Origin of the sequence: Mycolicibacter kumamotonensis, assembly GCF_002086285.1 — a bacterium.
GTDB lineage: Bacteria > Actinomycetota > Actinomycetes > Mycobacteriales > Mycobacteriaceae > Mycobacterium > Mycobacterium kumamotonense.
Genome location: NZ_MVHU01000016.1, coordinates 1 through 26,198 on the forward strand (window position 1 = coordinate 1; position 26,198 = coordinate 26,198).

Here is a 26,198-nt window from a genome sequence, read left to right on the forward strand (position 1 = left end):
GGGCCGGGTTGCGCCGGGGCGGGCGGCGGCGCCGCGGGCGCCTCGGCGGCCGGCGCGGCCGGAGCCGACGGCTTCGCCGCGGGAGCAGCCGGGGCCTCGGCCTTGACGGCCTGGCCGTCGGCGGCTGCGGCCGGCGCGGTCTTGGCCGGGGCCGGGGATTTGGCGGGTGCCTTGGCCGCCGGCTCGTCAGCCTTCGGTGCGGGCTTACCGCCGCCGAACGATTCGCGCAGGCGCCGCGCGACGGGGGCTTCCACCGTCGAGGATGCCGACTTGACGAATTCGCCCTGCTCGCTCAGCCGGGCGAGAACTTCCTTGCTGGTAACACCGAGTTCCTTGGCCAACTCGTGTACGCGGGCCTTTGCCACTACTTCTCCTGTCTATGAGGCGACAGCGGTGGTGGGCCGCGCCTCGGGTTTAGCTATGACGCATGGTCATCGGGACTTCACGGTGTGCTCATGTTCTTCGCTACCTGTTCTGTTAGCCGGGGCGGCGAGCCGATCTGGCGATCGAAGTACTCCTCCACCCCGGATACATCCGGGGAACCGCTGATCCGCAGCGCGTGCGCGAACGCTCGTCGCCGGATCGCCGCCTGCAGGCACTGCGGCGCGGGATGCAGCCACGCACCCCGTCCCGGCTGGTTGCCCGCCGTGTCGACGGTGACGGCATCGTTGCCGTTCCCTGACACAGCGACCACCCGAAGCAATTCGACGGCCAACTCGCGTTTCCGGCAGCCGACACACGTGCGCACCGGTCCCTGCGGGGAGCGGTGCGTCCGCGAGCCGGTCGTCGGAGTCTCGCGCTGGATCACGGCTCAGTCTACCCATACCGCGACCGTCATCCGAACACGCTCAGTACCGCCGGTCGCCGCCCGCCGCGCAGCGGCTCAGAACAGGGTGCCGATATCCAGCAACTGGCCCAGATCCGCCAGCCAGCCGGTGTCGGCGGCGTTCGTATCGAACGAGCTGGACAGGTCTGGCGTCTCCCCGGCGAGCTGACCCAGGGTGGCTTCCGCCGTCGACGTCTCCTGAGGGAAGGTGTCGAAAAGCGGCACGACGTTGTTGAACAGCGTGACGTAGTCGGATGTCCCCTCCGGATTCTGGATGTAATGATTCCCGAAGATCGTTAGATAGCCGCCGAGCGCTGCGACCGTCTGGAGTGAGAAGTTCTCGTCCACCGATCCGGTCCACGCCGAGGCGCTACCGGTGCCATCGGTGATCTCGTCGCGCAAGTCGTTGACGGCCAGGAAGGGAATACCGCCGCCCCAGCTGGTGCGCGTAACGCCGAACGTCCCGACGATGTCGCCGCTGTCGTCGGCGACGTTGTAAGGCCAGGTCACCTGGTGGTACTGGAAGTACGGCGCGAAGTCGTCGAAATCGATGACGCCCGTGGGCGTCCCCGGTGCAGAGACAATGCCGGGTGGCAGGGTATCAGCGGCCGCGAGACCGGCCGGGCCGGCGAAGAGCGAGGCACCCAGACCGGCGCCGATGGCAAACACAAATCGATGACCATTCATGACTAACATCCCCCGTACGACTCGCGTTCAGTCATGACGCTCGATTATGAACGTGAATCGACGTTACGCCACATACAGGAAATCAGCCGGGCAATTCCCAGGATTTACGGACGCGACAAAAAAGAATGTTTATCCGGCAACGTGGTCGGGTTCGCTGTCCGAGGGGGTCGGCGCGTCGCTACGGATGTCGATGCGCCAGCCGGTGAGCCGGGCCGCCAACCGGGCGTTCTGGCCCTCCTTGCCGATGGCCAGCGACAGCTGAAAGTCCGGAACCACCACCCGGGCCGCACGCGCCGCCTGGTCGATCACGGTCACCGACATCACCTTGGCCGGCGACAAGGCGTTGCCGACGAAACGCGCCGGGTCCTCGTCGTAGTCGATGATGTCGATCTTCTCGCCGGCCAGCTCGCTCATCACGTTGCGCACCCGCTGGCCCATCGGGCCGATGCAGGCGCCCTTGGCGTTGAGCCCGGGAACCTGCGAGGCCACCGCGATCTTGGACCGGTGCCCGGCTTCACGGGCGACCGCGACGATCTCCACCGACCCGTCGGCGATCTCGGGCACCTCCAGGGCGAACAGTTTGCGCACCAGGTTGGGGTGGGTGCGAGACAGCTCGATACGCGGTTCACGCAGCCCTCTGGTCACCCCGATCACGTAGCAGCGCAGCCGGTCGCCGTGCTCGTAGCCTTCGCCGGGCGCCTGCTCGGCGGGCCGGATGACACCGTCGAATCCCTTGGCTTCGGTGCCCAGCCGAACCACCACGACGCCACGGGCGTTCTCCCGGGCGTCGCGCTGCACGACGCCGGCGACGATGTCGCCTTCCCGCGCCGAGAACTCGCCGTAGGCCTTCTCGTTCTCGGCGTCACGCAGCCGCTGCAGGATCACCTGCCGGGCGGTGGTCGCCGCGATGCGGCCGAAGCCCTCGGGAGTGTCGTCGTATTCGCTGATGATATTGCCGTCGGCGTCGGTCTCGCGGGCCAGCACGCGCACCATTCCGGTCTTGCGGTCGACCTCGATGACCGCGTCGGCCTGATGCCCCTCGGTGTGCCGGTAGGCGGTGAGCAACGCCGATTTGATCGTCTCCACCACTACGTCGACCGAGATGCCTTTGTCGGCTTCGATCGCGTGCAGCGCGGCCATGTCGATGTTCATCCGCCCGCCTCCGTTCCCGCATCGGTGGCCTGCCGGCCCGTCAACTCCAACTCACGTTCGCTCGGCGGCGAGAATTCGACTTGCACCACCGCTTTGCTGATCTCGCTCAGCGGAAGCCGGCGCCGGTTCCAGTCCCGCCCGGCGCGCACCACCAGCGTCACGACGTCGTCCTCGACGACTCCCACCCGTCCGGTCACGGCGGTCCCGTCGGACAAGGTCACCTCGACCTTGCGGCCGTGAGCGCGCCGAAAATGTTTGGGCGTGGTCAACGGCCGCTGCACACCGGGGGAGCTGACCTCCAGCACGTACTGCCCGTCGAAGTTCAGGCCGTCCAGCAGATCCGACGCCGAGCGCGACAACGCCGCGGCGGTGTCGAGGTCCAGCGGGGTGTCGCCGTCGGCGACCACGGTGATGCGCGGCAGCGGCGCATGCTCGTCGACGACGACGTCTTCGATCTCATATCCGGCGCGCGTGAACTCAGCGTCGAGCAGCTCGATCACCTGCGTCTGCGAAGGTAGCCGGGTGGCCACGGCGAGCTCCTCATCTTGAGTTGTCTCCGACGTCGCGTTCCCACGCGCCAGGCGCGGCCGGGAACCAGCCACCAACGATACGCCGTGACGTGCACAGCCACAGCAAACCGGGAAAAGCACCGCCGTGTGTCAGTCGGCCACGCCGCGTCCCTCCGGCGGCATCGGGGTGGCAGGATGTCTCAGGTGTCCGGCCCCCTGACCGCCCTCGACCGGCGGCGCGTGCTGACCGGCGCCGGGATGCTCGCTCTGATCGCCCTGGCGGCGCCGGCGTGCGGCCACTCCCCGACCCCGCCGGCCGTCGACGACCTGGAAGCGCAGCGGCAGGTGGCCTTGCGCGACAGTGAACTGGCCGCCGCGGCCGGCGCCGCGCTGACCGGGCCGGGTTCCCAGGCGCTGGCAGCGGCCCTGGATCAGGTGGCGCTGGAACGGGCCGAACACGCCCGGGCGCTGGCCACCGAGATCGCCCGGGCCGCCGGCAGGCCCGCCCCGGAGACCACCGAGACCACCACCTCGGCCAGCACCCCGGACGGGCCCGCACCCACGGTGTCTCAAGTGGTCAACGCCCTGCGGGCGGCGGCCGAGGGCGCCGGGAAGCTGGCCATCGCCTCGTCGGGCTACCGGGCCGGGCTGCTTGCCTCCATCGCCGCGGCCTGCACGGCCTCCTACGCGGTCGCATTGGTGACGCAGTCATGACCTCGGTCGAACCCAGCGCGCTCAGCGGCCCCGACGCCGCCCTGTGCGATGCCCTGGCCACCGAATACGGGGTCGTCTACGGCTACGGAATGGTGTCGGCGTACTCGCTACCGGAGTTCAACGACCTGGTGGTTCCCACCATCCGTCAGCATCGCGACCGCCGGGACCGGACCATCGCGATCCTGCGGGCCCGCTCGATTGCCATTCCGCCCGCCGCCGCCGGATACCAGCTGCCTTTGCCCCTGACCACGTCCGACGACGCCCTGCGGCTGGCGGTCCGGATGGAAAACGACACCGCGACCGCCTGGCGCGCCGTCGTCGAACAGGCCCGGGAGCCCTCGGACCGGGAGTTCGCGGCAACCGCGCTGGGCCAAAGCGCGGTGCTGGCCGCGCACTGGAACCAGGCATTGGGCAATTGGCCGATCACCCGGGCATTCCCGGGCGGGCAGGATTGAGCGAAGCCGAACGAGAGGAGCGGACCGATGCCGGTATCGAAAGCAGGTGTGCTGGCGGCCGCGGCCGGAGCCCTGATGGGCCTAGCCGCCGGGCCGGCCGGCGCATGGCCGATCCCCTACACTCCCGAGGACACCAGGTACCTCGACGCGACCCGCGGCAACTTTCCCGGCGACGACGACCAGCTGTTGCTGGCCGGCAAGCAGGCGTGCCGCCTGCTCTACACCGGCCAGCCGTCGAATGCGGTGATCGACCAGGTGGCCGGGCAGTACGGGGCCAGCCCCGAACAGGCCGCCACCGTGGTGCGCGCGGCGCGCAGCACCATGTGCACCCAGGCGCCGGGTTAGCCGTCCCCGCGAACCGCGGCGAGGATCTGCCCGGCCAGGTCGGCGCCGACGGACAGCTCGCGGGTCTGCCCGGAGAAGCGGTCCCGCAGTTCGACGATCCCGTCGGCCCAGCCGCGACCCAGCACGACGATCCACGGCACGCCGAGCAGCTCGGCGTCCTTGAACTTCACTCCCGGTGAGGCCTGCCGGTCATCGAACAGCACCTCCATGCCGAGCCGGTCGAGCTCGGCGGCCAGTTCCGTCGCACCGGTGCGGGCGGCCTCGTCCTTGTTGGCGATCACCAGGTGCACGTCGAACGGTGCGACCTGCGACGGCCAGCGCAGACCCAGCTCGTCGTGCTGTTGTTCGGCGATGACGGCGACCAGCCGGGACACGCCGACACCGTAGGAGCCCATGGTGAGGCGCACCGGGCGCCCGTCCTCGCCGAGGACGTCGGCGGTGAACGCGTCGGTGTATTTGCGGCCGAGCTGGAAGATGTGGGCGATCTCGATGCCGCGGGCGCTGACCAGCGTGCCTTTCCCATCCGGGGACGGGTCGCCGTCGCGGACCTCGGCGGCTTCGATGGTGCCGTCGGCGGTGAAATCACGTCCGGCCACCAGCCCGACGACATGCTTCCCGGGCTGGTCGGCGCCGGTGATCCAACTGGTGCCGTCCACCACGCGCGGGTCGACCAGATACCGGATATCGTTGTCCTGCAATGCTTTCGGCCCTATATAGCCCTTGACCAAGAACGGGTGCCTGGCGAAATCCTCGTCGGACAGCAAGGCGTACTCGGAGGGTTCCAGAGCCGCGCCCAGCCGCTTCTCGTCGACCTCCCGGTCGCCGGGCACCCCGATGCCCAGCAGCTCCCATTCCCCGTCGGGCTGGCGCACCTTGAGCAGCACGTTCTTGAGGGTGTCGGCGGCGGTGACGGTGCGGCCCAGGCCGGCGCCGTTGGCCCAGTCCACCAGGGTCGCGATCGTCGGGGTGTCGCCGGTGTCGTATACCTGGGCGGCCGGTAGGCCCTCGATCGGTTGCGGCTGTGGACGTGCGGTGGTCACCGCCTCGACGTTGGCGGCGTAGCCGGACTCCGGGCAGCGCACGAAGGTGTCCTCACCGACCTCGCTTTCGGCCAGGAACTCCTCGGAGGCCGAACCGCCCATCGCGCCAGACACCGCGGAGACGATCACGTAGCGCACCTGCAGACGGTCGAAGATCCGTTGGTAGGCCTCGCGGTGCGCGTCGTAGGCGGCCGCCAGTCCGGCGTCGTCGACGTCGAAGGAGTAGGAGTCCTTCATCACGAACTCGCGGCCCCGCAGGATGCCGGCCCGCGGCCGCGCCTCGTCGCGGTACTTGGTCTGGATCTGGTAGAGCAGCACCGGGAAATCCTTGTAGGAGCCGTACTCCCCCTTGACCGTCAGGGTGAACATTTCCTCGTGGGTGGGCCCGAGTAGGTAGTCATTGCGGCGGCGGTCCTGCAGCCGGAACATGGTGTCGCCGTACTCGGTCCAGCGGTTGGTGGCCTCGTACGGGGCGCGCGGCAGCAGCGCTGGCAGCAGGATCTCCTGACCGCCGATGGCGTTCATCTCCTCGCGCACCACCCGTTCGATGTTGCGCAGCACCCGCAGACCCAGCGGCAGCCAGCTGTACAGTCCGGGGGCGACCGGGCGGATGTAGCCGGCCCGGATCAGCAGCTTGTGGCTGGGCACTTCGGCATCGGCGGGGTCGTCGCGCAGCGTGCGCAAGAACAGCTGGGACATCCGGGTGATCACAGCGGGAGAGCTTATCTTCAGCCGCGGGCAGACGCGGACTCGCACTCGTAGAGCCCGCGGGGTGCGATTCTGCGTCTGCTCGCCCGGGCGAGCCGGCTACAGCTCTCCGGCCTCCACGGCATCCCGGGTGTGCTGGGCGCGGGCGACCTGGTCGGCGGAGAACCCGATGAGTAACGCCGCCGCGCCGACCAGGACCGCGATCGCGGCCACCCACAGCAGCGAATAGGTGTAGCCGGCGCCGAGCGCGTCCAGCTGCGCCGGGGTCATGTTCTTGACCGGGCCGCTGACGCCGCCCAGATACAGCGTCCGGGACGTCTGCACGGCCTGGATGACCACCAGCACCACCGGACCGCCGAGGTTGTAGACCATCAGCGTGATGGCCGAAACGGGCCCGATCTCACGTGGTCCGACTTCGGTGAGCGCGCACAGCGGCAACACCACGGCGATGATCCCGATGCCCAGGCCGCCCACCACGATCGGCGCGAAAAGGTCTGGGAAATAAGGGATATTTCGGGTCAATGTGGAGCCGTAGAGCATGGCGCCCAAGACCAGCGCCCCGCCGCCGATGACCAGCCAGCGCGGTGCGATCAGCGATGCCAGCCGGGCTGCCAGCACCGTGCCCAGGCCGAAGGCCAGCGCGAACGGGATGAACGAGATGCCGGCCCGCAAGGCCGAGTATCCCAGCACGTCCTGCACCAGCAACGCGATCATCACCGTCAGCGTCAGCATCACCCCACCGGCCAGAAACAGTGAGACGAACGTCATCACCCGGGTGCGGTTGTCGAATACCGCGGCCGGCACCAGCGGGTTGACCGCAGCGCGCTCGACGGCGACGAACGCCCCGATGAACACCACCGCGGCGAGGCCGGCGCCGAAGACCAGCGGCCCCTTCCAGCCGTGCGGCGAGGCCGGCGCCGAAGACCAGCGGCCCCTTCCAGCCGTGCGGCGGGCCCTGGGTGAAGACCAGCACAGCAGCACTGCAGCCGGCAGTCGCCAGCAGCGCCCCGGGAAGATCGAGGGTGAGCCGCTCGCGGTCGGTTTCGGTCACCCGCGCCACCGCGACCGCGATGATGGCGATGCCGATCGGGATGTTGATCAGGAACGCCAGCCGCCACGAGACCACGGTCAAGGCGCCGCCGAGCACTAGTCCGAGCACCGAGCCGATACCCTGCATGGCCGCCGAGACCGCCATCGCCTGGTTTCGGGCCCGCCCGACCGCATACGTGGTCGCGATGAGCGCCAGGCCGGTCGGGGCGGCCACCGCGGCCCCGATGCCCTGCACGGCCCGGGCCGCGATCAAGGTGACGGATTCGGTGGCCACCCCGCACACCAACGACGCGATGGTGAACAGCCCGACGCCGGACACGAACGCCCGCTTCTGACCGATGGCGTCGCCGACCCGCCCGCCGAGCAGCAGCAGTCCGCCGAAGGTCAGTACGTAGGCGGTGATGACCCAGCTCTTGGCGGCATCGGAGAGGTCCAGGTCGGCCTGCATCCGCGGCAGGGCCACCACGACGATCGTGCCGTCCAGCGTCGACATCAGCTGCATGCCGGTGATCGCCACGATGGCGATGCCGAGCACGCTGGACGACAACGGCTGACCGGCCGATGGGGACCTACCCGGCGCGGCCATAAGACGCCAGCTTAACGACGGGGCGACCCGTCAACGCGGCGTCGAGCGAAGTTACAGGTTGCCCGCGCCGAAGGCGTCCTGGGCCTCCTGGGCATGCGCGACCTGCTTGGCGGAGTACCCGATCAGCAGCGAGATGGCGCCGACCAGCACCGCGACCGCGGCCACCCACAGCAGTCCGTAGGTGTAGCCGGCGTCCAGCGCTGCGATCTGGGTGGCGTCCATGGTCTTGACCGGCATATTGGTGCCGCCCAGGTACAGCGTGCGCGACGTGATGACGGCCTGGATGACCGCGAGCACGATCGGGCCGCCGAGGTTCTGCAGCATGAGGGCGATCGCCGAAGTCGGGCCGATCTGGTCGAAGCCCACGCCGGCGATCGCCGACAGGGTCAACGGCACCACGATCACGCCCATCCCGAGGCCGCCGAGCACGATCAGCGTCACGAAGTTCGGGAAGTAGGGAATGTCCCGGTCGACGGTCGAGCCGTAGATCATCGCCCCCAGCACCACGATTCCGCCGGCGATCACCAGCACCCGCGGCGGGAAGAGCCGCACCAGCTGGGAGGAGACACCCAGCCCGACGCCGAGCCCGATCACGAACGGGATGAATCCCACCCCGGCACGCAGTGCCGAGTAGCCCATCAGGTCCTGCACGTACAGGCCGATGGTCACGGTGACGGTGAACAGCACACCGCCGGCCAGGAAGATGGCCGCGAAGGTGGCCAGCCGGTTTCGGTCCCGGAACAGGCTGAACGGCACCACCGGGTTCTCGGCGGTGCGTTCCACCAAGGCGAACGCCAGCAGTGCGGCCACCGCCACCACGCCGGAGCCGACGGTGATCACCGAGATCCAGCCCTTCTCGGGGCCGATCGTGAACGCGAACACCGCAGCGGTGCAGCCCAGGGTCGCCAACAAGGCCCCGGCGGCGTCGAGCTTCATCCGCTCGCGGTGGGTCTCGGTCAGCGCGGTGCGAGCCAGGTAGATCATCAACAGGCCGATCGGCACGTTGATCGCGAAAGCGAGCCGCCACGACACCTCGGTCAACGCGCCGCCGGCGACCAGGCCCATCACCGAACCGACGGCGGTCATCGCGCCGAACACCGCGGTGGCGGCATTGCGGGCCGGGCCCTTGGGGAAGGTGGTGGCGATCAGCGCCAGCGCGGTCGGTGAGGCGATCGCCGAGCCCACGCCCTGCAGCAATCGCGCGATCACCAGGGTGGGGGCGTCCCAGGCCGCCGCACACAGCACCGAGGCGATGGTGAACAGCGCGACCCCGCTGATGAAGGTGCGCTTGCGGCCGATGGTGTCGCCGAGTCGACCGCCGAGCAGCATCAGGCCGCCGAAGGTCAGCACGTAGGCGCTGATCACCCAGCCGCGCCCGGCGTCGGACAGGCCCAGATCGTTTTGGATCTTAGGAAGCGCGACGATCGCCACCGTGCTGTCCATCGTGGCCAGCAATTGCATGCCACCGATGGCGATCACGGCATAGATGAAGCGGCGAGACGGCAGCCAGGAGGAGACATATTTGCTGGTCCGGCTCACGATGTCCGACCCCTGACGCCCTGGAGAAGCCGCCCCGGCGGTATCAGTCGACCATTGCGCGGTCGCCCGTCCTGCATCATCAAGAGCAGTCATAACCGGCTACCCTACAGTAATATTAAGAGATGTTTAAACCCCGAACCCCGCGACGGCGCCGATAACGACGATCGCGGGAGGTCGGATGCCTTCTGCGCGGATCTTCTCCGGCGCGTCGGCCAGCGTCGCCCGGAGCGTGTGCTGGGCGGGCGTGGTGCCGTGTTGAACCACCAGCACCGGCGTATCTGCAGGTCGCCCGCCTTTTTGCAGCACCGCGCTGAACTGCTCGATGCGTTCGATGGCCATCAGCAGCACGATGGTTCCGCGCATCGCGGCCAGTGCGTCCCAATTCACTAACGATTCGGGGTCATCCGGTGCGACATGGCCGCTGACCACCACGAATTCGTGGTTCACGGCGCGGTGGGTGACCGGAACGCCGGCCTGGGCCGGCACCGCTATGGCACTGGTCACACCGGGCACCACCGTCACCGGGATCCCGGCGTCGGCGCAGGCCAGCACCTCTTCGTACCCGCGGGCGAACACGAACGGGTCGCCGCCCTTGAGACGCACCACGAACTTGCCCGCCGAGGCGCGGTCGATCATCAGCGCGTTGATGGCGTCCTGGGCCATCGCCCGCCCGTACGGGATCTTGGCGGCGTCGATGACCTCGACGTGCGGCGGCAGTTCGGCGAGCAGTTCCGGCGGCGCGAGCCGGTCGGCCACCACGACGTCGGCGTGCGAGAGCATGCGGCGGCCGCGCACGGTGATCAGCTCCGGATCGCCGGGCCCGCCGCCGACCAGCGCCACGCCGCCGCGCACCACATCGGAGGTCTCTGCCGTGATCACACCGGATTGCAGAGCCTCCCGGATCGCCGATCGGATCGCCGCCGAGCGGCTGTGCTCACCGCCGGCCAGCACTCCCACCGACAGGCCGGCGTAACCGAAGGTGGCCGGCGTGACCGCGGATCCCTCCACGGCAAGATCGGCACGCACGCAGAAGATCTGCCGTCGGTCGGCCTCGGCGACAACGGCGGCGTTGATGTCGGGGTCATCGGTGGCCGCGATCGCGTACCAGGCATCGGCCAGGTCCCCGTCGCGGTAGGCCCGCGACACCAGCGTGATGCCTGGTTTGCGCGACCCGAGCGCCTCGACCGCCGGGGTCGCGGCGGGGGCGATCACCGTCACCCGAGCGCCGCTGTCCACCAGCAGTGGCAGCCGGCGCTGGGCGACGCTGCCCGCGCCCACCACGACAACCTTGCGGCCGGCCAGCCGCAGCCCGACCAGGTATGGGTTCTCGGTCACCCGGCAACTCTAGTGGCTCGCGCGCGCGGCGAAGCCGGGCGCTGCGGGTCGCCACCGATCAATCCCCTAGCTCGAGCTGACGAGTTCCCCACTCCCACACCTGCTCGAACAGGTCGGGCTCATCGGAGAGCCGGGTGCCCAGCGACGGCACCATCTCCTCGAGTCTGGGCCGCCAGCCGGCGAACCGGCCGGCGAAGCAGCGCGCCAGCACCTCGAGCATGGCCGGCACCGCGGTCGAGGCGCCCGGGGAGGCGCCGAGCAGGCCCGCGATGCTGCCCTCGGCGGCGGTGACGATCGTGGTGTCGAACTCCAGTCGTCCCTCCCGGATCAGCTGTACCCGCTGACCGGCCCGTACCGGCGACCAGTCCCGCTCGAGTGCTTCGGGGACGAATTCCTGCAGCGCCTCGATTCGGTCGGCGTGGGTGTGGCGCAGTTGGCGCAGCAGGTAGCCGACCAGTGCACGCTCGCGGACTCCGGCGCCCAGCAGCGAGGCCGCATTGTCGAAGCGGACCGATTTCGGCAGATCCGTGACCCGGCCGTGCTTGAGGAATTTCGGCGACCAGCTCGCGAACGGCCCGAACAGCAGCCACGACGCGGCGTCGACCACCCTGCTGTCCAGGTGCGGCGCGGTCGTCGACGGCGCACCCGGCGCCGGGGCGCCGTAGACCTTGGCGCGGTGCCCGCCGGTGATAGCCGGGATACCGCAGCGCAGGAACCGGCCGCCGATGGGGAATCCACCGAGGCCGCGAACCTCGGGGACACCGGCCTTCCGCAGCAGTCCCAGCGTGGCTCCCCCGCCGCCGATGAAGACGAATTTGGCCTTGAGCCTGCGAGTTTCGCCGGTGCGACGCTCGGCCAGTTCCAACATCCAGCTACCGTCGGGCTCCCGGCCGATGCTGCGCAATTCGTGGCCGAACAGCACCTCCGTGCCGCCACGCACTCCGTAACCGATCAGCTGCCTGGCCAGCGCCCCGAAGTCGACGTCGGTGCCGCCGGGCGCCCAGTCCAGGGCCACCGGAACATCGGCGTCTCGACCGGCAGCCATCAACGGCAGGCGTGCGGCGAACTCGTCGAAGTCGGTGATGAATTCGGTTCCGGCGAACAGGGGGTTGGACGCCAGCGCATGGTGACGGCGACGCAGGTAGTCGACGCCGTCGGCGCCCTGCACGAAGCTGACGTGCGGGAGTGGCTGCACGAAGTCGCGCGGCCGCTCCAGCATGCCGGTGTGCACCGCGTAGGCCCAGAACTGGCGGGTCACCTGGAACTGCTCATTGACGCGCACCGCCTTGGCGATCTCGATCGAGCCGTCGGGTTTCTGCGGCGTGTAGAACAGTTCGCACAACCCGGCATGGCCGGTACCGGCGTTGTTCCAGGGGTCACTGCTCTCGGCGGCAGCACGGTCCAACCGCTCGACGAGGGTGATCGAGGCGTCCGGCTCCAGCCGGCGCAGTAGCGCCCCCAGGGTGGCGCTCATGATGCCCGCGCCGATCAGTGCGACGTCAGTCGTGGCGGGGGCGGGCACAGGTCACAGGCTAATCCCGCGTACGCCTTAAGCTGACCCGGACGACGGGCTGCGCGGCGGATGGGATACCTCAGTGGAAAGCTACGATCTGGCGATCATCGGAACCGGTTCGGGCAACAGCATTCTCGACGAGCGGTACGCCGATAAGCGGGTGGCGATCTGCGAGCGGGGCACCTTCGGCGGCACCTGCCTCAACGTGGGGTGCATTCCGACGAAGATGTTCGTCTACGCCGCCGAGGTGGCGCAGACGGTGACCGAAGCCGCCCGCTACGGCATCGACGCCCGTATCGAGCGCGTTCGCTGGCCTGACATCGTCTCGCGGGTCTTCGGTCGTATCGACCCGATCGCCGCCGGCGGCGAGGAGTATCGGCGCAGCCTGCCCAGCGTCGACGTCTACGCCGAGCACACCGCGTTCGGGCCGGTCGGCTCGGACGGCAAGTATCTGCTGCGCACCAAGGCCGGCGAAGAGTTCACCGCCACCCAGGTGGTGATCGCAGCCGGAGCGCGAACGTGGATTCCGCCGGTGATCGCCGACAGCGGTGTGCACTACTACACCAGCGACGACGTGATGCGCATCCCCGAGTTGCCCGAGCACCTGGTGATCGTCGGCGGGGGGTTCGTGGCCGCCGAGTTCGCCCACGTGTTCTCCGCGCTCGGTGTCCGGGTCACCGTGGTGATCCGGAGCCAGACGATGCTGCGGCACTGCGATGACACGGTGACCCAGCGCTACACCGAGGCGGCGGCACGCAAGTGGGATCTGCGGGCGCGGCGCGAAGTGACCGGTGCCCGCAATGCCGGTAGGGGTGTCGAGCTGCAGCTCGACGACGGGTCACTGGTGCGCGGCGACGCACTGCTGGTGGCCACCGGCCGAGTGCCCAACGGCGATCTGCTCGACGCCGAACAGGCCGGGGTGGACGTCGTCAACGGCCGGGTGGTGGTCGACGAGTACCAACGAACCAGTGCACCCGGGGTTTTCGCGCTCGGCGACGTCTCATCTCCCTATGAGCTCAAACACGTCGCCAACCACGAAGCCCGGGTGGTGCAGCACAACCTGTTGTGCGACTGGGATGACACCGCCTCGATGCGGATCACCGACCATCGCTACGTACCGTTCGCGGTGTTCACCGATCCGCAGATAGCCACGGTCGGATTGAGCGAAACACAAGCCGTAGCACAGGGTTTCGATATCTCGGTGAAGGTCCAGGAATACGCCGACGTCGCCTACGGCTGGGCCATGGAAGACACCACCGGGTTCGTCAAGCTCATCGCCGAGCGGGACAGCGGAAGGCTGTTGGGGGCGCACATCATGGGCCACCAGGCGTCCTCGATCATTCAGCCGCTGATCCAGGCGATGAGCTTCGGCCTGACCGCGCCGGAGATGGCCCGCGGCCAGTACTGGATTCATCCGGCGCTGCCGGAGGTCGTGGAAAACGCGCTGCTGGGCCTGGAGTGAGGCCGGAGGCGCGGAAAGGAGACCGATGAAATCCACCCTGCTGTCGCGACAAGACCTGGATTTCTTGCTGTTCGACTGGCTGCACGTCGATGAGCTGACCCGAAGGGCCCGGTTCGCCGAGCACTCCCGAGAGACGTTCACTGACACGTTGGACCTGTGCGAACAGCTGGCGACCCGATATTTCGCCCCGCACAACAAGAAGAGCGACGCCCACGAGCCCACTTTCGACGGGGTGGCGGTCACCGTGATCCCGGAGGTCAAGGAGGCACTGGCCGCCTGCGCCGACGCCGAGTTGATCGGCATGGCGATGGACTACGCCGTGGGCGGGTCGCAACTGCCGATCACGGTGGCCCAGGCCGGTTTCGCCTGGCTGATGGCCGCCAACGTCAGCACCGCCGGTTACCCGATGCTGACGATGGCCAACGCGAACCTGCTGGCCAAATTCGGCAGCCCCGAGCAGATCGACGCCTTCGTCAAACCCATGATCTCCGGCCGCTTCACCGGGACGATGTGCCTGTCGGAAACCCAGGCCGGATCATCGCTGGCCGACATCACCACCCGTGCCGAACCGCGCGCTGACGGGACGTTCCGCTTGTTCGGATCGAAGATGTGGATCTCCGGTGGTGACCACGAGCTGACCGAGAACATCGTCCATCTGGTGCTGGCCAAGATCCCCGGCGGCCCGGCCGGCACCAAGGGCATCTCGCTGTTCATCGTGCCGAAGTATCTGGTGGGATCCGACGGCACCGTCGGCGAGCGCAATGACGTTGTGCTGGCCGGGCTCAACCACAAGATGGGCTACCGCGGCATCACCAACACCGTGCTCAACTTCGGGGAGGGCGGCTACCAGCCTGGCGGTGAACCTGGGGCGATCGGCTACCTGATCGGCGAGGAGCACCGCGGGTTGAGCTACATGTTCCACATGATGAACGAAGCCCGGCTCGGGGTGGGCATCGGTGCGATCGCGCTCGGCTACACCGGCTACCTGAAGTCGCTGGACTACGCCCGCAGCCGGCCCCAGGGCCGACCGGTGTCGGCGAAAGACCCTACGGCACCGCAGGTTCCGATCATCGAGCACGCCGACGTCAAACGGATGCTGCTGGCACAGAAGTCCTACGTCGAGGGGGCGCTCGCCTTGGCGCTGTACTGTTCGCGGCTCGTCGACATCGCGAACACCGCGGAATCGTCCGAGGAACGCGACCAGGCCACGGCGTTGCTGGACATCCTCACCCCGATCGCCAAGAGTTGGCCGTCGCAGTGGTGCCTGGCCGCCAACGACCTCGCGATTCAGGTGCACGGCGGCTACGGCTACACCCGCGAGTACGACGTCGAACAGCATTACCGCGACAACCGGCTCAACCCGATCCACGAGGGCACCCACGGCATCCAGAGCCTGGATCTGTTGGGCCGCAAGGTGGTGCAGCATGACGGGACGAACTTGGCCGCCCTGCACCGGGCGATGACCGACAGCATCGCCGCCGCGCGCCGGTCCGGCGACGACGCAGCCCACGTCGCAGCACAACTCGATGCGGTGGTCCAGCGCCTGGTCGCGGTCACCGCGGGCATGTTCGCCGCCGGTGACATCGCCGCCGCGCTGGCCAACAGCGCCGTCTACCTGGAGGCTTTCGGTCACGTGGTGATCGCCTGGATGTGGCTGGAGCAGCTGTCGGCCATCGCCGGACGCAGCGGGGACTTCTACGACGGCAAGCGCCAGGCCGCCCGGTACTTCTTCCGCTACGAACTGCCGAAAACCGGCCCACAGCTCGACCTGCTGGAAAGCCTGGACCGCACCACGTTGGAGATGCGCCCGGAGTGGTTCTGACGCCCCTGTATTCACTTGTGTCACTGTGGTATTAGTGCGGGATCTTGTCGGCGTCGGGCTCTGGCCGGACCCTACAGCGGCGTCACATAGGCGGAGCTGATCCCGCCGTCCACCAGGAACGTCGAGCCGGTGATGAACGAGGCGTCATCGCTGGCCAGGAACGCGACCGCGGCCGCGATCTCCTCCGGCTCGGCGAAGCGGCCCAGCGGCACGTGCACCAGGCGGCGCGCTGCGCGCTCCGGGTCCGCGGCGAACAGCTCCTGCAGCAGCGGGGTGTTCACCGGCCCGGGGCACAACGCGTTGACCCGGATCCCCTGGCGGGCGTACTGCACGCCGAGCTCTCGCGACATGGCCAGCACGCCGCCCTTGGAAGCGGTGTAGGAGATCTGCGATGTCGCCGACCCCATCACCGCCACGAACGACGCGGTGTTGATGATCGAGCCGCGCCCGGCCGGCGTCATATGCCGCAGGGCCGCCCGGCAGCACAGATACACCGATTTCAGATTCACATCCTGAACCCGTTGCCAGGCCGGCAATTCGGTGTTCTCGATCAGGTCGTCGTCCGGAGGTGAGATGCCGGCGTTGTTGAAGGCGATGTCGACCGCACCGAACGTCGCGGCCGCGGTGTCGAACAGCGCATCGACCTGCTCCTGATCGGAGACGTCGACCGGCACGAACAGACCGTCCAACTCGTCGGCGACCGCGGTGCCCGCGGACTGGTCGAGGTCGCCGACCACGATGCGCGCGCCCTCGGAGTGCATGCGCCGGGCGGCGGCGAGGCCGATTCCGCCGCCCGCACCGGTCACCACGGCAACCCGCCCGGACAGGCGCTGGGTCAGATCGGTCACTGCATCTCCTTCACTGCGATGAATACGTTCTTGGTGTCGGTGAAGGCCAGCGGCGCGTCCGGCCCCAGCTCCCGGCCCAGACCGGATTGTTTAAACCCGCCGAACGGGGTGTTGAAGCGCACCGAGGAATGCGAATTCACCGACAGATTCCCGGCTTCCACCGCCCGCGATACCCGAAGTGCCCTCGACAGGTCATCGGTCCAGATCGAACCCGACAGCCCGTACACCGTGTCATTGGCCAACGCCACGGCATCGGCTTCATCCTCGAACGGCAACACCGTGACCACCGGGCCGAAGATCTCCTCGGTGACGCAGCGGTCGGTGGGCGCCGGCGTCAGCACGGTCGGCGGGAACCAGAATCCGGGGCCCTCCGGGGCCCGGCCGCGGAAGGCCACCGGCGCGTCGTCGGGGACATAGGAGGCCACCTTCTCCCAATGCGGGCGCGACACCAGCGGGCCCATCTCGGTGTCGCGCGAGGCCGGGTCGCCGACGACGACACCGGCGACCGCGGGCTCCAGCAACTCCATGAAACGGCCATAGACGCTGCGCTGCACCAGGATCCGGCTGCGGGCGCAGCAGTCCTGCCCGGCATTGTCGAACACACCGTAGGGCGCCGTCGCCGCCGCACGCTCCAGATCGCAGTCGGCGAACACGATGTTGGCGCTCTTGCCCCCGAGCTCCAGCGTCACCCGCTTGACCCCGGCGGCCGCGGCCGCCAGCACCCGGGTGCCGGTGACCGTGGAACCGGTGAACACGATCTTGGCCACGTCCGGGTGGGTGACCAACCGCTCCCCCACCACCGCCCCCGGGCCGGGCAGCACCTGCAGAAGGTCTGGATCCAAACCCGATTCGACGGCCAACTCGCCCAACCGGACCGTGGTCAGCGGCGTCCACTCCGCGGGCTTGATCACCACCGCGTTCCCCGCGGCCAGTGCCGGGGCGAACCCCCATGCGGCGATCGGCATCGGGAAGTTCCACGGGGTGATGATCCCGATGACGCCGAGCGGCTCGTGGAACGTCACATCCAACCCGCCGGCCACCGGTATCTGCTGACCCGAAAGCCGTTCCGGGCTGGCCGCGTAGAACTGCAGCACGTCGCGGACATGCCCGGCTTCCCATTCGGCGGCCGACACCGGATGACCGGAGTTGGTCACCTCCAGTGCGGCCAGCTCGTCGACGTGGGCATCGACGACCGCGGCGAACGCCCGCAGCGCCGCCGCACGCTCGGCCGGCGCCAACCGCGCCCACCGCTTCTGTGCGGCCTGCGCCCGGCGGACCGCGTCGTCGACGGCGGCGGTGTCGACATGCTCGACGACGTCGAACACCGCCCCGGTGGCCGGGTTGACCAGCTCGTGGGTCATCGGCTCTCCCGCGCCGCCGCATAGTCGTGCGCGGCGTCCACGATCGCGGTGAACAAACGCAGATCCCCCAGCGACGCCTCCGGGTGCCACTGGACCGCCACCACGAAATCCTCCCCGGGGAGCTCGATCGCCTCGATGACGCCGTCGTCATCACGCGCGCTGACCACCAGCTTGTCACCCAGCTCGGCGATCGCCTGGTGGTGGTAGCACTGCACCTCGCAGGTCTCACCGACCAGCTCGGCCAGCCGGGTACCGGCCACCGTGCTCACCGGCATCGGGGTGAAGACACCGTTGCCGGCCCGATGGTCGGCGTTGCCGAGGACGTCGGGCAGATGCTGATGCAGCGTCCCACCGAGCGCGACATTGAGCACCTGGGCGCCGCGGCAGATACCGAGCACCGGTAGCCCGCGCCGCAGCGCCTCGGACAGCAACGCGAACTCCCAGGCGTCGCGCAGGAGGTCGGGCCGATCGGTCTCGGCGTGCGCGGTCTGGCCGTAGCCGGCGGGGTCGAGGTCCCTGCCGCCGGTGATTACCAGCCCGGAAACGCCATCGAGCACACGGGCGGCGACCTCCGCGGTCACCGGTTGCGGCGGTAGCAGCACCGCGATACCGCCTGCGCCGGTAATGCCCTCGAGGTAGTCGGCGGGCAGCAGGCCCGCGCGCACATCCCAGACGCCGGTCTGCGCCCGGTCGAGATAGGTGGTCAGGCCGATCACCGGACGCCTGTACCCAGGCGACGGTCCCAGCTTCGCCTCTCCTCCGTCGAGCCTCGCTGAACCGCTCGGTCCAGGCGGCGGTCCCAGCTTCGCCTCTCCTCCGTCGAGCCTCGCTGAACCGCTCGGTCCAGGCGACGGTCCCAGCTTCGCCTCTCCTCCGTCGAGCCTCGCTGAACCGTCGAGTTCAGAATCGTTCAAAACCCCGAACCCTTTCCCAGTCGGTCACCGCGGTGTTGAACGCATCCAGCTCCACCCGTGCGCCGTGCAGGTAATGCGCGACGACATCATCGCCGAACGCCTTGCGCGCCACCGCCGATTCGGCGAAGGCGTCGGCGGCCTCGGCGAGTGTCGACGGCAGGTGCGGCAACCCGGCGAAGTAAGCGTTACCGTCGACCGGGTCGGGCAATTCGAGATCGTTGTCGATGCCGTGCAGGCCCGCCGCGATCAGGGCCGACACCGCCAGGTACGGGTTGACGTCGCCGCCGGGCACTCGGCACTCCACCCGCATCGAGTCACCGCGGCCGAGGACCCGCAACGCGCAGGTGCGATTGTCCAGGCCCCACCCGATCACCGTGGGGGCGAAACTGCCGCCGACGAATCGTTTGTAGGAGTTGACGTTCGGCGCGTAGCACAACGTCAGCTCCGACAAGGTGGCCAACACACCGGCCAGGAAACTGCAGAACAACGCCGACATGCCGTGCGGCGCGGCCGGATCGGCGAACACCGCGGCGCCTTCACTGCTGCGCAGCGACAGGTGCACGTGGCAGCTGTTGCCTTCCCGCTCGTCGAATTTCGCCATGAACGTCAGGCTCTTGCCGTGTTGGTCGGCGATCTCCTTGGCGCCGCTCTTGTAGACGCTGTGGTTGTCGCAGGCGACCAGCGCCTCCTCATAGCGGAACGTGATCTCCTGCTGGCCGGTGTGGCACTCTCCCTTGACGCCTTCGCAGCGCAGGCCCGCGCCGGTCATCCCCAAGCGGATGTCGCGTAGCAGCGGTTCCAGCCGGGCACCGGCGACCAGGCCGTAGTCGGCGTTGTAGTCGGTGCCGGGTGTCAGGCCGCGATAACCGGCGGCCCAGGCCTGCCGGTAGCTGTCGTCGAAGACCAGGAACTCCAGTTCCGTTGCGGCGTAAGCGACCAGCCCACGCTCGGCCAGCCGCGCAACCTGAGCGGCCAGGATCTGGCGGGGCGCCACCGCGACCGGGTTGCCGTCGGGCCAGTAGGCGTCGGCCAGCACGTGCGCGGTGCCGGGCAGCCACGGGATGCGCCGCAGCGTCGCGAAGTCGGGCCTGAGCACCAGGTCGCCATAACCGGTGCCCCAGTCGGCGATCGGGTAGCCGGCAACGGTGTTCATCTCGACGTCGACCGCCAGCAGGTAGCTGCAGCACTCCACGCCGTGCCCGGCGACCTCGTCGAGGAAGTGCTGCGCGGCTACTCGCTTACCAACCAGCCGGCCCTGCATGTCGGTGAGCGCCACCACCACGGTGTCGATCTCGCCGCACCCGACCAGTTGCTGGAGTTCTACCGGGGACAGCATCGCGGGCCGGGTCATTGCGCTCCTTCACCGACGACGGTCCCCCCTGACCTTGAGTGCTGTCAGGCTACCCGCCCGGCGTCAGCCGATCGGCTCCAGCCGACTGAATTGCTGCGACCGGTAGCAGTCCGCACATGTCGACCGGCGGATTTTTCCGCTGGTGGTGATCGGCAGCGAGCCGGGGGCAACAAACATCAGGTCGGACACCCGCACCCCGTGTGACCGCGAAACCGCGGCTGACACCTCGTGTTTCAGGTTCTGTATCCGCTGCGCTTCCTCATCCGAGGTACCCCGGCTCTTGAGTTCGGCGATGACGACGAGTTGCTCGCGACCGTCGCCGGTGACCGGGACCGCAGCGACGCGACCCCCGGTGAGCTCCTGCACGGTGGCCTCGATGTCGTCCGGGTAGTGGTTCCGGCCGTCGACGATCAACAGGTCCTTGATGCGGCCGACGACCAGCATCTCGCCGTCGTGGATGACGCCCAGGTCCCCGGTGCGCAACCACGGCTGCGCCGGTGTGCCCGGGGTCGGAGCATCCAGCCGCCCGCCGAACGTGCGCTCGGTCGCCTCCGGGTTGTGCCAGTACCCGCTGGCGACATTGGGCCCGTGTATCCAGATCTCGCCCACCCGGCCGTCCGGGCACTCGGTACGCGTCTCCGGGTCGACGATCCGCACCGTGCAGGCGCGCGGGGCGCCGATGCTGACCAGGTCGGCACCGGCGGGGTCGGCTTCTGCGGTGCCGGCCACCAGCTTCTCGTAGTTGAGCCGGACGGTCACCGGTCGGTTCGCGCGCGGCGCCGAGGCCACGTAGACCATCGCTTCGGCCAGCCCGTACGACGGTGACAACGCATTGGCCGGCAGGTTGAAACGGGCGAACCGCTCGGTGAACCGGCGGATCGTCGCGGCGTGGATGCGCTCGCTGCCGGACAGGATGGTGTGCACGCCACCGAGGTCAAGACCGGCCATGTCCTCGTCGGTGGTACGGCGTGCGGCCAACTCGAACGCGAAGTTCGGCCCGGCCGTGAACGAGGACGGGTTGATGGCCAGCTGCTGTATCCAGCGGGCGGGCTTCTGCAGGAAGCCGATCGGGCTCATCACCACCGAAGGGCGGCCCAGCGTGACGGCACCCATGACGCCGAGCAAGAGGCCCATGTCGTGGTAGAACGGCAGCCACGACACCAGCGTGGTGTCCTCCGGCGGGGCCCCGCCGTCTTGGCCGAAGTAATCCTGCATCACCTGCTCGATGTTGGCGAACACGTTTCGGTGCGAAACGACAACGCCCCTGGGCGAGCCGGTCGAGCCGGACGTGTACTGCAGCAGCGCAGCCTTCGTCGGCAGCGCGCCGGTCCCGTTCCATCCGGCCGGTGAGTCCAGGTCGAGCAGATCCACCTCGATGATCGCCGGCAGATTCCCCCCGAGGGCGTTGATGCACGCCTGGATGTCCCCGACCACGGCGGACGTAGTGAGCACCGCTGTCGGTGCACAGTCCTTCAGAGCCGCCGTGACCCGCTCGTCATGGCTGCCGAACGCCGGTACCGGCAATGGCACCACGATGCACCCGGCCTCCATCGCACCGAAGAACCCGGCGATGTACTCCAGGCCCTGCGGGGCCAGCAGCGCGACCCGGTCGCCCGGCGAGGCCACCGCGGCCACCTCCACGGCGACGGATTCAGTGCGCCCGAGGATCTGCGACCAGGTCAGGGTGTCGGCGTAGCCAGCCTGATCGACCTCGTAGTCGAGAAAGGTGAACGCCGCTCGGTCCGGCCACTGCTCAGCGCGTTCTCGCAGCAGCGCCGGAATTGACTGTCCCCACGACTTCACTTCTACCCCCAAGATGCGTATTCGATTTTTGAAGCCGACGCCCCCGATGACGCCCGGCCATAGCGAAAATACTCTCCTCGCCAACCCCTACCAGGTGCTGGCCCGCAACACGATCTCCATCGCGAGTTGCGCCGTGAACTCCTGGGCGCTGCGGCGCCCCGGAAGTATCACCAGACGGTGTTCGCCGTAGACGAACCGCTGGCTGGCGTTGGCCACCGAGGCCGACGCCCGGTTACTGACCAGAACGGTGGTGTTGATCTCCACCGGGGGGCACCGCTCATCGCGGATCTCCCCGTTCAGATCCGGTGCTTGCGGATGGCCCCGGTCCAGTACCACCAAGCCGGTGAACCGGTCCGGGCGCGTGGCCGCCAGCTCCCAGGCGTTGTCAGCACCGGTCCGATCTCCGACGAGCACGCCGCACTGGACTCCCAGCGAATCGAGGATTCCGACCACGGACTTAGGCGTCAGCCGCGCGTCCGCGCCGATAACGATGGTGCGCAAGGACGCGGTGTGCAGCCGCTGACAGACCGCGTCATACGAGGTGAGCGGATGCTGGGCGGCTGCGAGCAGGACGACGACGGGCCCGGTGTGCGGGCCGGCGATATCGACCGGGATCGGAAACCCGTCGATGGTCATCATCGTGCCAGGCATCTCCGCAACGCTACAGCCAGCAGGGCCGCGTCGGGGCGCATCGGCCGTTTTCACAGGCCAGCACATCAACGGCAACCGGCGCGGAAATCACACCAGTGTGAGAATCTCGGCGCCGTCCTCGGTGACGACCAGTGTGTGCTCGAACTGGGCGCTCCACCGCCCGTCGCTGGTGACCACCGTCCAGTCGTCGTCCCAGATCTCGTAGTCCAGGCTCCCGAGGTTGATCATCGGCTCGATGGTGAACGTCATCCCGGGCTCGATGATGGTGTCGACCTCGGGCTGGTCGTAATGCAGGACCACCAGCCCGTTGTGGAACGTCGTTCCGATGCCATGCCCGGTGAAGTCACGGACCACGTTGTAGCCGAATCGGGTCGCATACGCCTCGATGACCCGACCGATCACCGAGAGCGCCCGCCCGGGTTTGACCGCCTTGATGGCGCGCATCGTCGCCTCCCGGGTGCGCTCGACGAGCAGGCGATGCTCCTCGGAGACGTCCCCGGCCAGAAACGTGGCGTTGGTGTCGCCGTGGACACCGTCGATGTAGGCGGTGACATCGATGTTGACGATGTCGCCGTCGGCGATCACGGTCGAGTCGGGGATGCCGTGGCAGATGACCTCGTTGAGCGACGTGCAGCACGACTTGGGAAAGCCTTTGTAGCCCAACGTCGACGGGTAGGCGCCGTGGTCGACCATGTAGTCGTGGGCGATGCGGTCGAGGGCGTCGGTGGTCACTCCGGGCGCGACGGCCTTGCCCGCTTCGGCCAGCGCCCCGGCCGCGATCCGGCCCGCGACCCGCATCTTCTCGATCACCTCGGGGGTCTGGACCCAGGGCTCACTGCCCTCGGCGGCGGTGGACCGGCCGACGTATTCCGGGCGCGGGATGGATCGAGGCACCGGCAACGTCGGGGACACCACACCGGGAGAAAGCGGGGTACGAACGGGCATCACGCCAGCTTAACGACTCCCGGGCAAGGAGGTCTCCACTAGATTCGCAGCATGGCCCCGACGCCACACCGCTGGCCCTCACGCTGCTCGGGCGCCCCCGCGGGTGGGATCGGCTGCTGCGGGCGGGAACAGCGCTGTTCGGGCGCTAGCGGCGCAGCCGGCCCCGGCTGAGCCACGGCCGCCGCGGGCCTCGGATATCCACCGACCCGCACACCACGCGTCCGGCCAGCACCACATGCGGTGTGCCTTCGGCGGGGGCGTCCCTGCGGTGGTCCCTGGCGCTGCCGCAATAGACTTCGACGTCGTCGATCGAGGCGCTCGCGCCGTCGGGCAACCGGATGTCGACGGAGCCGAATCGCATATCGAGTTCGATGACGACGACCGGCCCGGCGAAACGCGCCCTGGTGAGATCGAGGTCGACCGAACCCAGGCGGCGCACCAACGCCAGCCGGGTCGGCACGATCCATTCGCCGTGCCGCTTGAGCGAGCCGGCCCAGCCACGCAGTTCGACCCGGTCGGCCGCCGAGGTGACGATGGCACGCGGCCCGGGCAGGTCACCGATCAGTGTGTCGAGTTCCGAGCGCATCCTGGCCTGCGAGACCTGTGCCGCCCGCTCCTCGAATTCACCGATGTCGATCAAGCCGAGGGAGACGGCATTGTGCAGGCGGCGCAGTGTCCCGTTGCGGTCCGCATCCGAGATCCGCAGCACCGCCGCCACGTCGTTATCAATGCCCGTCATGGCTTCTCAACTTACCGCCGCGGGCGGCCCTGCGCCTCAGAGCAGAAAGTTGTCCGGCAGCGAGTCGAACATCACCTTGGTCATCCGCACCGCGTATTGCGAGCTGCCGCCGCCGACGATCAGCGCGGCGAATGCCATGTCGCCTCGGTAGCCGGCGAACCAGGAATGCGATCCGCCGGCGAATTCGGCCTCACCGGTCTTGCCGAACACCGGCCCGCAGCCGGCGATGTCGCGCGCGGTGCCGTCGGTGACCACCAGCCGCATCATCTGGCGCAGGCCGTCGAGTATCTCCTTGCTCACCGGGGGCGCCTCCGGGCCGTTGACCGCGGTGGGCCGGCCCTCGATCAGCCGCGGCACCGGGGTCTTGCCGGCGGCGACCGTCGCCGCGGCCAGGGCGACGCCGAAGGGGCTGGCCAGCACCTTGCCCTGGCCGAACCCGTCTTCGGTGCGTTCGGCCAGGTCCACCGTCGGCGGCACCGAACCGGTGACCGTGGTGATGCCGTCCACCAGGTAGTCCACCCCGATCCCGTAACGGCTGGCAGCCTGCGACAGCGCCCGCGGCGGCATCCGGCTGGCCAGCTCGGCGAACGTGGTGTTGCACGAGTTGGCGAAGGCCCGCGACATCGATACCAGGCCGAGGTCGAACCCGCCGTAGTTGGGAATGGTGCGTTGGCCGATGTCGAGTTCGCCGGGACAGCCCAGCATCGAATTCGGTGAGGCCATGTCCCGTTCGATGGCCGCACCGGCGGTGACCATCTTGAACGTCGACCCGGGCGGATACAGGCCGGTGGTCGCGATCAGGCCGTCGGCGTCGGCGGCAGCGTTCTGCGCGACCGCGAGCAGCTCGCCGGTCGAGGGCTTGATCACCACCATCATCGCCTTGTCACCGCGGGTGTTGACCGCGTTCTGGGCGGCGCGCTGCACCGACCGGTCCAGGCTGATCGTCAGGGACGGCGCCGGTGACGGGTCCACCTCATGCAGCACCGCGACGTCGACACCGTTCTGGTTGACGCTGACCACGCGCCAGCCCGCCTCGCCCTCGAGTTGGGCGGAGACGGCCTTCTTCACCTCGCCGACCAGCACCGGTGCGAAGCGGTCATCGGTGGGCAGCAGATCGGGACGGGGGGTGATCACCACCCCGGGCAGGTGGCCGATGGCGGCTTCGACGCGGTCGTGGTCGTTCTTGCGCAGCGTGATCAGGTCCAGCGGCGTGACCGAGGAGCTGGCCTGCTCGGCGAGCCACTGCGGGTCGCCGAGGGTGTCGTCGAACGGACGCAGCGCGTCGATCACCGCACGCGCGGTGCGCATCAGGTTCTGCCCGGCCCGGCCGGCGTCGAGCTCGTAGTGATAGACGTAGCCGGGCACCAATACGTCGGTGCCGCCGACCTCATTGACCGAGGCCCGCCGCGGCGGGTCGGCCCGCAGCGCGAAGGTCTGGTGCTCGCCCAACCGCGGATGCAGGCCGGTGGCCGACCAGCGGACCGCCCAGTGGCCTTCGTTGCGCACCATCTTGAGCTGGCCGTCGTAGGACCAAGTCCGGTTCTTGGGCAGCTGCCAGGTGTAGCGGTAGGACACGGTGCCGGTGTCGTCGTTGTGGCGTGCGCCCAGCACCTGCGCGTCGAGGTGTTCGGCCTGCAGTCCGGCCCAGGCGGCGTTGAGGGCACTGCGGGCGATGGACGGGTCATCGCTGAGTTCGGCGGCGCTCGCGGTGTCGCCGGTGGCCAGTGCGGCGAAGAACCGTTCGGCGGTGGCCGACGGCCCGTCGGGGCGGGGGGTGCAGGCGGCCAGGGCGAACACGATCAACAGCACTGCTGATACGGATGTTGTTTTTGTTGCCATTGAT

The 26,198-nt window shown here is 68.8% G+C and carries 23 protein-coding genes and 1 pseudogene; 5 read left to right on the forward strand and 19 right to left on the reverse strand.

Annotation, left to right across the window (positions count from 1 at the left end; genetic code table 11):
* The 5 genes from BST28_RS12065 to rimP form a co-directional block, all read right to left on the reverse strand.
* On the reverse strand, window positions 1-365 hold a 365-nt coding region (locus tag BST28_RS12065), incomplete at its 3' end, for a translation initiation factor IF-2 N-terminal domain-containing protein (RefSeq protein WP_207570092.1).
* Window positions 366-442: 77 nt separating this feature from the next.
* Window positions 443-694 (reverse strand): YlxR family protein, encoded by a 252-nt coding sequence (locus BST28_RS12070; RefSeq protein WP_234808266.1) that lies wholly within the window; start codon window positions 692-694, stop codon window positions 443-445.
* A gap of 189 nt (window positions 695-883) precedes the next feature.
* A complete protein-coding gene (locus BST28_RS12075; RefSeq protein ID WP_131813819.1) occupies window positions 884-1,513 on the reverse strand; it encodes a hypothetical protein in 630 nt (209 codons plus the stop codon).
* A gap of 129 nt (window positions 1,514-1,642) precedes the next feature.
* Window positions 1,643-2,665 carry a transcription termination factor NusA gene (gene nusA, locus BST28_RS12080; protein ID WP_065287983.1) on the reverse strand — a complete coding sequence of 341 codons (1,023 nt, stop codon included), beginning with the start codon at window positions 2,663-2,665 and terminating at the stop codon, window positions 1,643-1,645.
* Window positions 2,662-3,195 carry a ribosome maturation factor RimP gene (gene rimP / locus BST28_RS12085; protein ID WP_065287984.1) on the reverse strand — a complete coding sequence of 178 codons (534 nt, stop codon included), beginning with the start codon at window positions 3,193-3,195 and terminating at the stop codon, window positions 2,662-2,664. The genes nusA and rimP overlap by 4 nt, the downstream gene beginning before the upstream one ends.
* A 174-nt stretch (window positions 3,196-3,369) precedes the next feature.
* On the opposite strand from rimP, the gene BST28_RS12090 reads away from it, so the two are divergent.
* From BST28_RS12090 to BST28_RS12100, 3 genes are read left to right on the forward strand one after another with little or no spacing between them, the layout of a single operon-like run.
* Window positions 3,370-3,888 (forward strand): hypothetical protein, encoded by a 519-nt coding sequence (locus BST28_RS12090; RefSeq protein WP_065287985.1) that lies wholly within the window; start codon window positions 3,370-3,372, stop codon window positions 3,886-3,888.
* Entirely contained in the window at window positions 3,885-4,343 is a 459-nt protein-coding gene (locus BST28_RS12095) for a ferritin-like domain-containing protein (protein WP_065287986.1), read from the forward strand. Before BST28_RS12090 ends, BST28_RS12095 begins: the two co-directional genes overlap by 4 nt.
* A gap of 27 nt (window positions 4,344-4,370) precedes the next feature.
* Window positions 4,371-4,688, forward strand: coding sequence for a DUF732 domain-containing protein (locus BST28_RS12100; protein WP_065287987.1), 318 nt, complete (start codon window positions 4,371-4,373; stop codon window positions 4,686-4,688).
* Here BST28_RS12100 and BST28_RS12105 read toward each other — a convergent pair.
* The 5 genes and pseudogenes from BST28_RS12105 to mqo all read right to left on the reverse strand — a co-directional run bounded on the left by BST28_RS12105 (window position 4,685) and on the right by mqo (window position 12,468).
* Entirely contained in the window at window positions 4,685-6,439 is a 1,755-nt protein-coding gene (locus BST28_RS12105) for a proline--tRNA ligase (protein WP_065287988.1), read from the reverse strand. The genes BST28_RS12100 and BST28_RS12105 overlap by 4 nt on opposite strands.
* A gap of 96 nt (window positions 6,440-6,535) precedes the next feature.
* Window positions 6,536-8,072, reverse strand: a pseudogene (locus BST28_RS12110) (MFS transporter).
* 51 nt (window positions 8,073-8,123) lie between these two features.
* Window positions 8,124-9,704, reverse strand: a complete 1,581-nt coding sequence (locus BST28_RS12115; RefSeq protein ID WP_083081185.1) for an MFS transporter — start codon at window positions 9,702-9,704, stop codon at window positions 8,124-8,126.
* 33 nt (window positions 9,705-9,737) lie between these two features.
* On the reverse strand, window positions 9,738-10,946 hold the full coding sequence (gene cobA, locus BST28_RS12120) for a uroporphyrinogen-III C-methyltransferase (RefSeq protein ID WP_083081186.1): 1,209 nt from the start codon (window positions 10,944-10,946) through the stop codon (window positions 9,738-9,740).
* 58 nt (window positions 10,947-11,004) lie between these two features.
* On the reverse strand, window positions 11,005-12,468 hold the full coding sequence (mqo, locus tag BST28_RS12125) for a malate dehydrogenase (quinone) (protein WP_065287991.1): 1,464 nt from the start codon (window positions 12,466-12,468) through the stop codon (window positions 11,005-11,007).
* A 73-nt stretch (window positions 12,469-12,541) separates the two neighbouring features.
* Here mqo and mtr point away from each other — a divergent pair, with 73 nt between their 5' ends.
* Together mtr and BST28_RS12135 are read left to right on the forward strand one after the other, a co-directional pair.
* On the forward strand, window positions 12,542-13,921 hold the full coding sequence (gene mtr / locus BST28_RS12130; RefSeq protein ID WP_065287992.1) for a mycothione reductase: 1,380 nt from the start codon (window positions 12,542-12,544) through the stop codon (window positions 13,919-13,921).
* Window positions 13,922-13,946: 25 nt separating this feature from the next.
* Window positions 13,947-15,743 (forward strand): acyl-CoA dehydrogenase, encoded by a 1,797-nt coding sequence (locus tag BST28_RS12135; protein ID WP_065287993.1) that lies wholly within the window; start codon window positions 13,947-13,949, stop codon window positions 15,741-15,743.
* 71 nt (window positions 15,744-15,814) lie between these two features.
* Here BST28_RS12135 and BST28_RS12140 read toward each other — a convergent pair whose 3' ends face one another.
* The 9 genes from BST28_RS12140 to BST28_RS12180 all read right to left on the reverse strand — a co-directional run bounded on the left by BST28_RS12140 (window position 15,815) and on the right by BST28_RS12180 (window position 26,194).
* Window positions 15,815-16,591, reverse strand: a complete 777-nt coding sequence (locus BST28_RS12140; protein WP_065287994.1) for a 3-oxoacyl-ACP reductase — start codon at window positions 16,589-16,591, stop codon at window positions 15,815-15,817.
* Window positions 16,588-17,952 (reverse strand): aldehyde dehydrogenase family protein, encoded by a 1,365-nt coding sequence (locus BST28_RS12145; RefSeq protein WP_065287995.1) that lies wholly within the window; start codon window positions 17,950-17,952, stop codon window positions 16,588-16,590. Before BST28_RS12145 ends, BST28_RS12140 begins: the two co-directional genes overlap by 4 nt.
* Window positions 17,949-18,668, reverse strand: a complete 720-nt coding sequence (locus BST28_RS12150) for a gamma-glutamyl-gamma-aminobutyrate hydrolase family protein (protein WP_109510882.1) — start codon at window positions 18,666-18,668, stop codon at window positions 17,949-17,951. The genes BST28_RS12145 and BST28_RS12150 overlap by 4 nt, the downstream gene beginning before the upstream one ends.
* Before the next feature lie 184 nt (window positions 18,669-18,852).
* The gene (locus BST28_RS12155; protein WP_065287996.1) at window positions 18,853-20,217 is read right to left on the reverse strand and encodes a glutamine synthetase family protein; all 1,365 of its coding nucleotides are present in this window, start codon (window positions 20,215-20,217) and stop codon (window positions 18,853-18,855) included.
* A gap of 63 nt (window positions 20,218-20,280) precedes the next feature.
* A complete protein-coding gene (locus BST28_RS12160; protein WP_065287997.1) occupies window positions 20,281-22,020 on the reverse strand; it encodes an AMP-binding protein in 1,740 nt (579 codons plus the stop codon).
* An 87-nt stretch (window positions 22,021-22,107) separates the two neighbouring features.
* Window positions 22,108-22,671: an alpha/beta fold hydrolase gene (locus BST28_RS12165; RefSeq protein ID WP_083081187.1), complete on the reverse strand. Its 564-nt coding sequence runs from the start codon at window positions 22,669-22,671 to the stop codon at window positions 22,108-22,110.
* A gap of 87 nt (window positions 22,672-22,758) precedes the next feature.
* Window positions 22,759-23,616, reverse strand: a complete 858-nt coding sequence (gene map / locus BST28_RS12170; RefSeq protein ID WP_019737550.1) for a type I methionyl aminopeptidase — start codon at window positions 23,614-23,616, stop codon at window positions 22,759-22,761.
* Window positions 23,617-23,761: 145 nt separating this feature from the next.
* Window positions 23,762-24,355 (reverse strand): DUF1707 SHOCT-like domain-containing protein, encoded by a 594-nt coding sequence (locus BST28_RS12175; protein WP_029249285.1) that lies wholly within the window; start codon window positions 24,353-24,355, stop codon window positions 23,762-23,764.
* Window positions 24,356-24,391: 36 nt separating this feature from the next.
* Window positions 24,392-26,194, reverse strand: a complete 1,803-nt coding sequence (locus BST28_RS12180; protein ID WP_019737548.1) for a penicillin-binding transpeptidase domain-containing protein — start codon at window positions 26,192-26,194, stop codon at window positions 24,392-24,394.
* Between the last annotated feature and the right edge of the window lie 4 nt (window positions 26,195-26,198).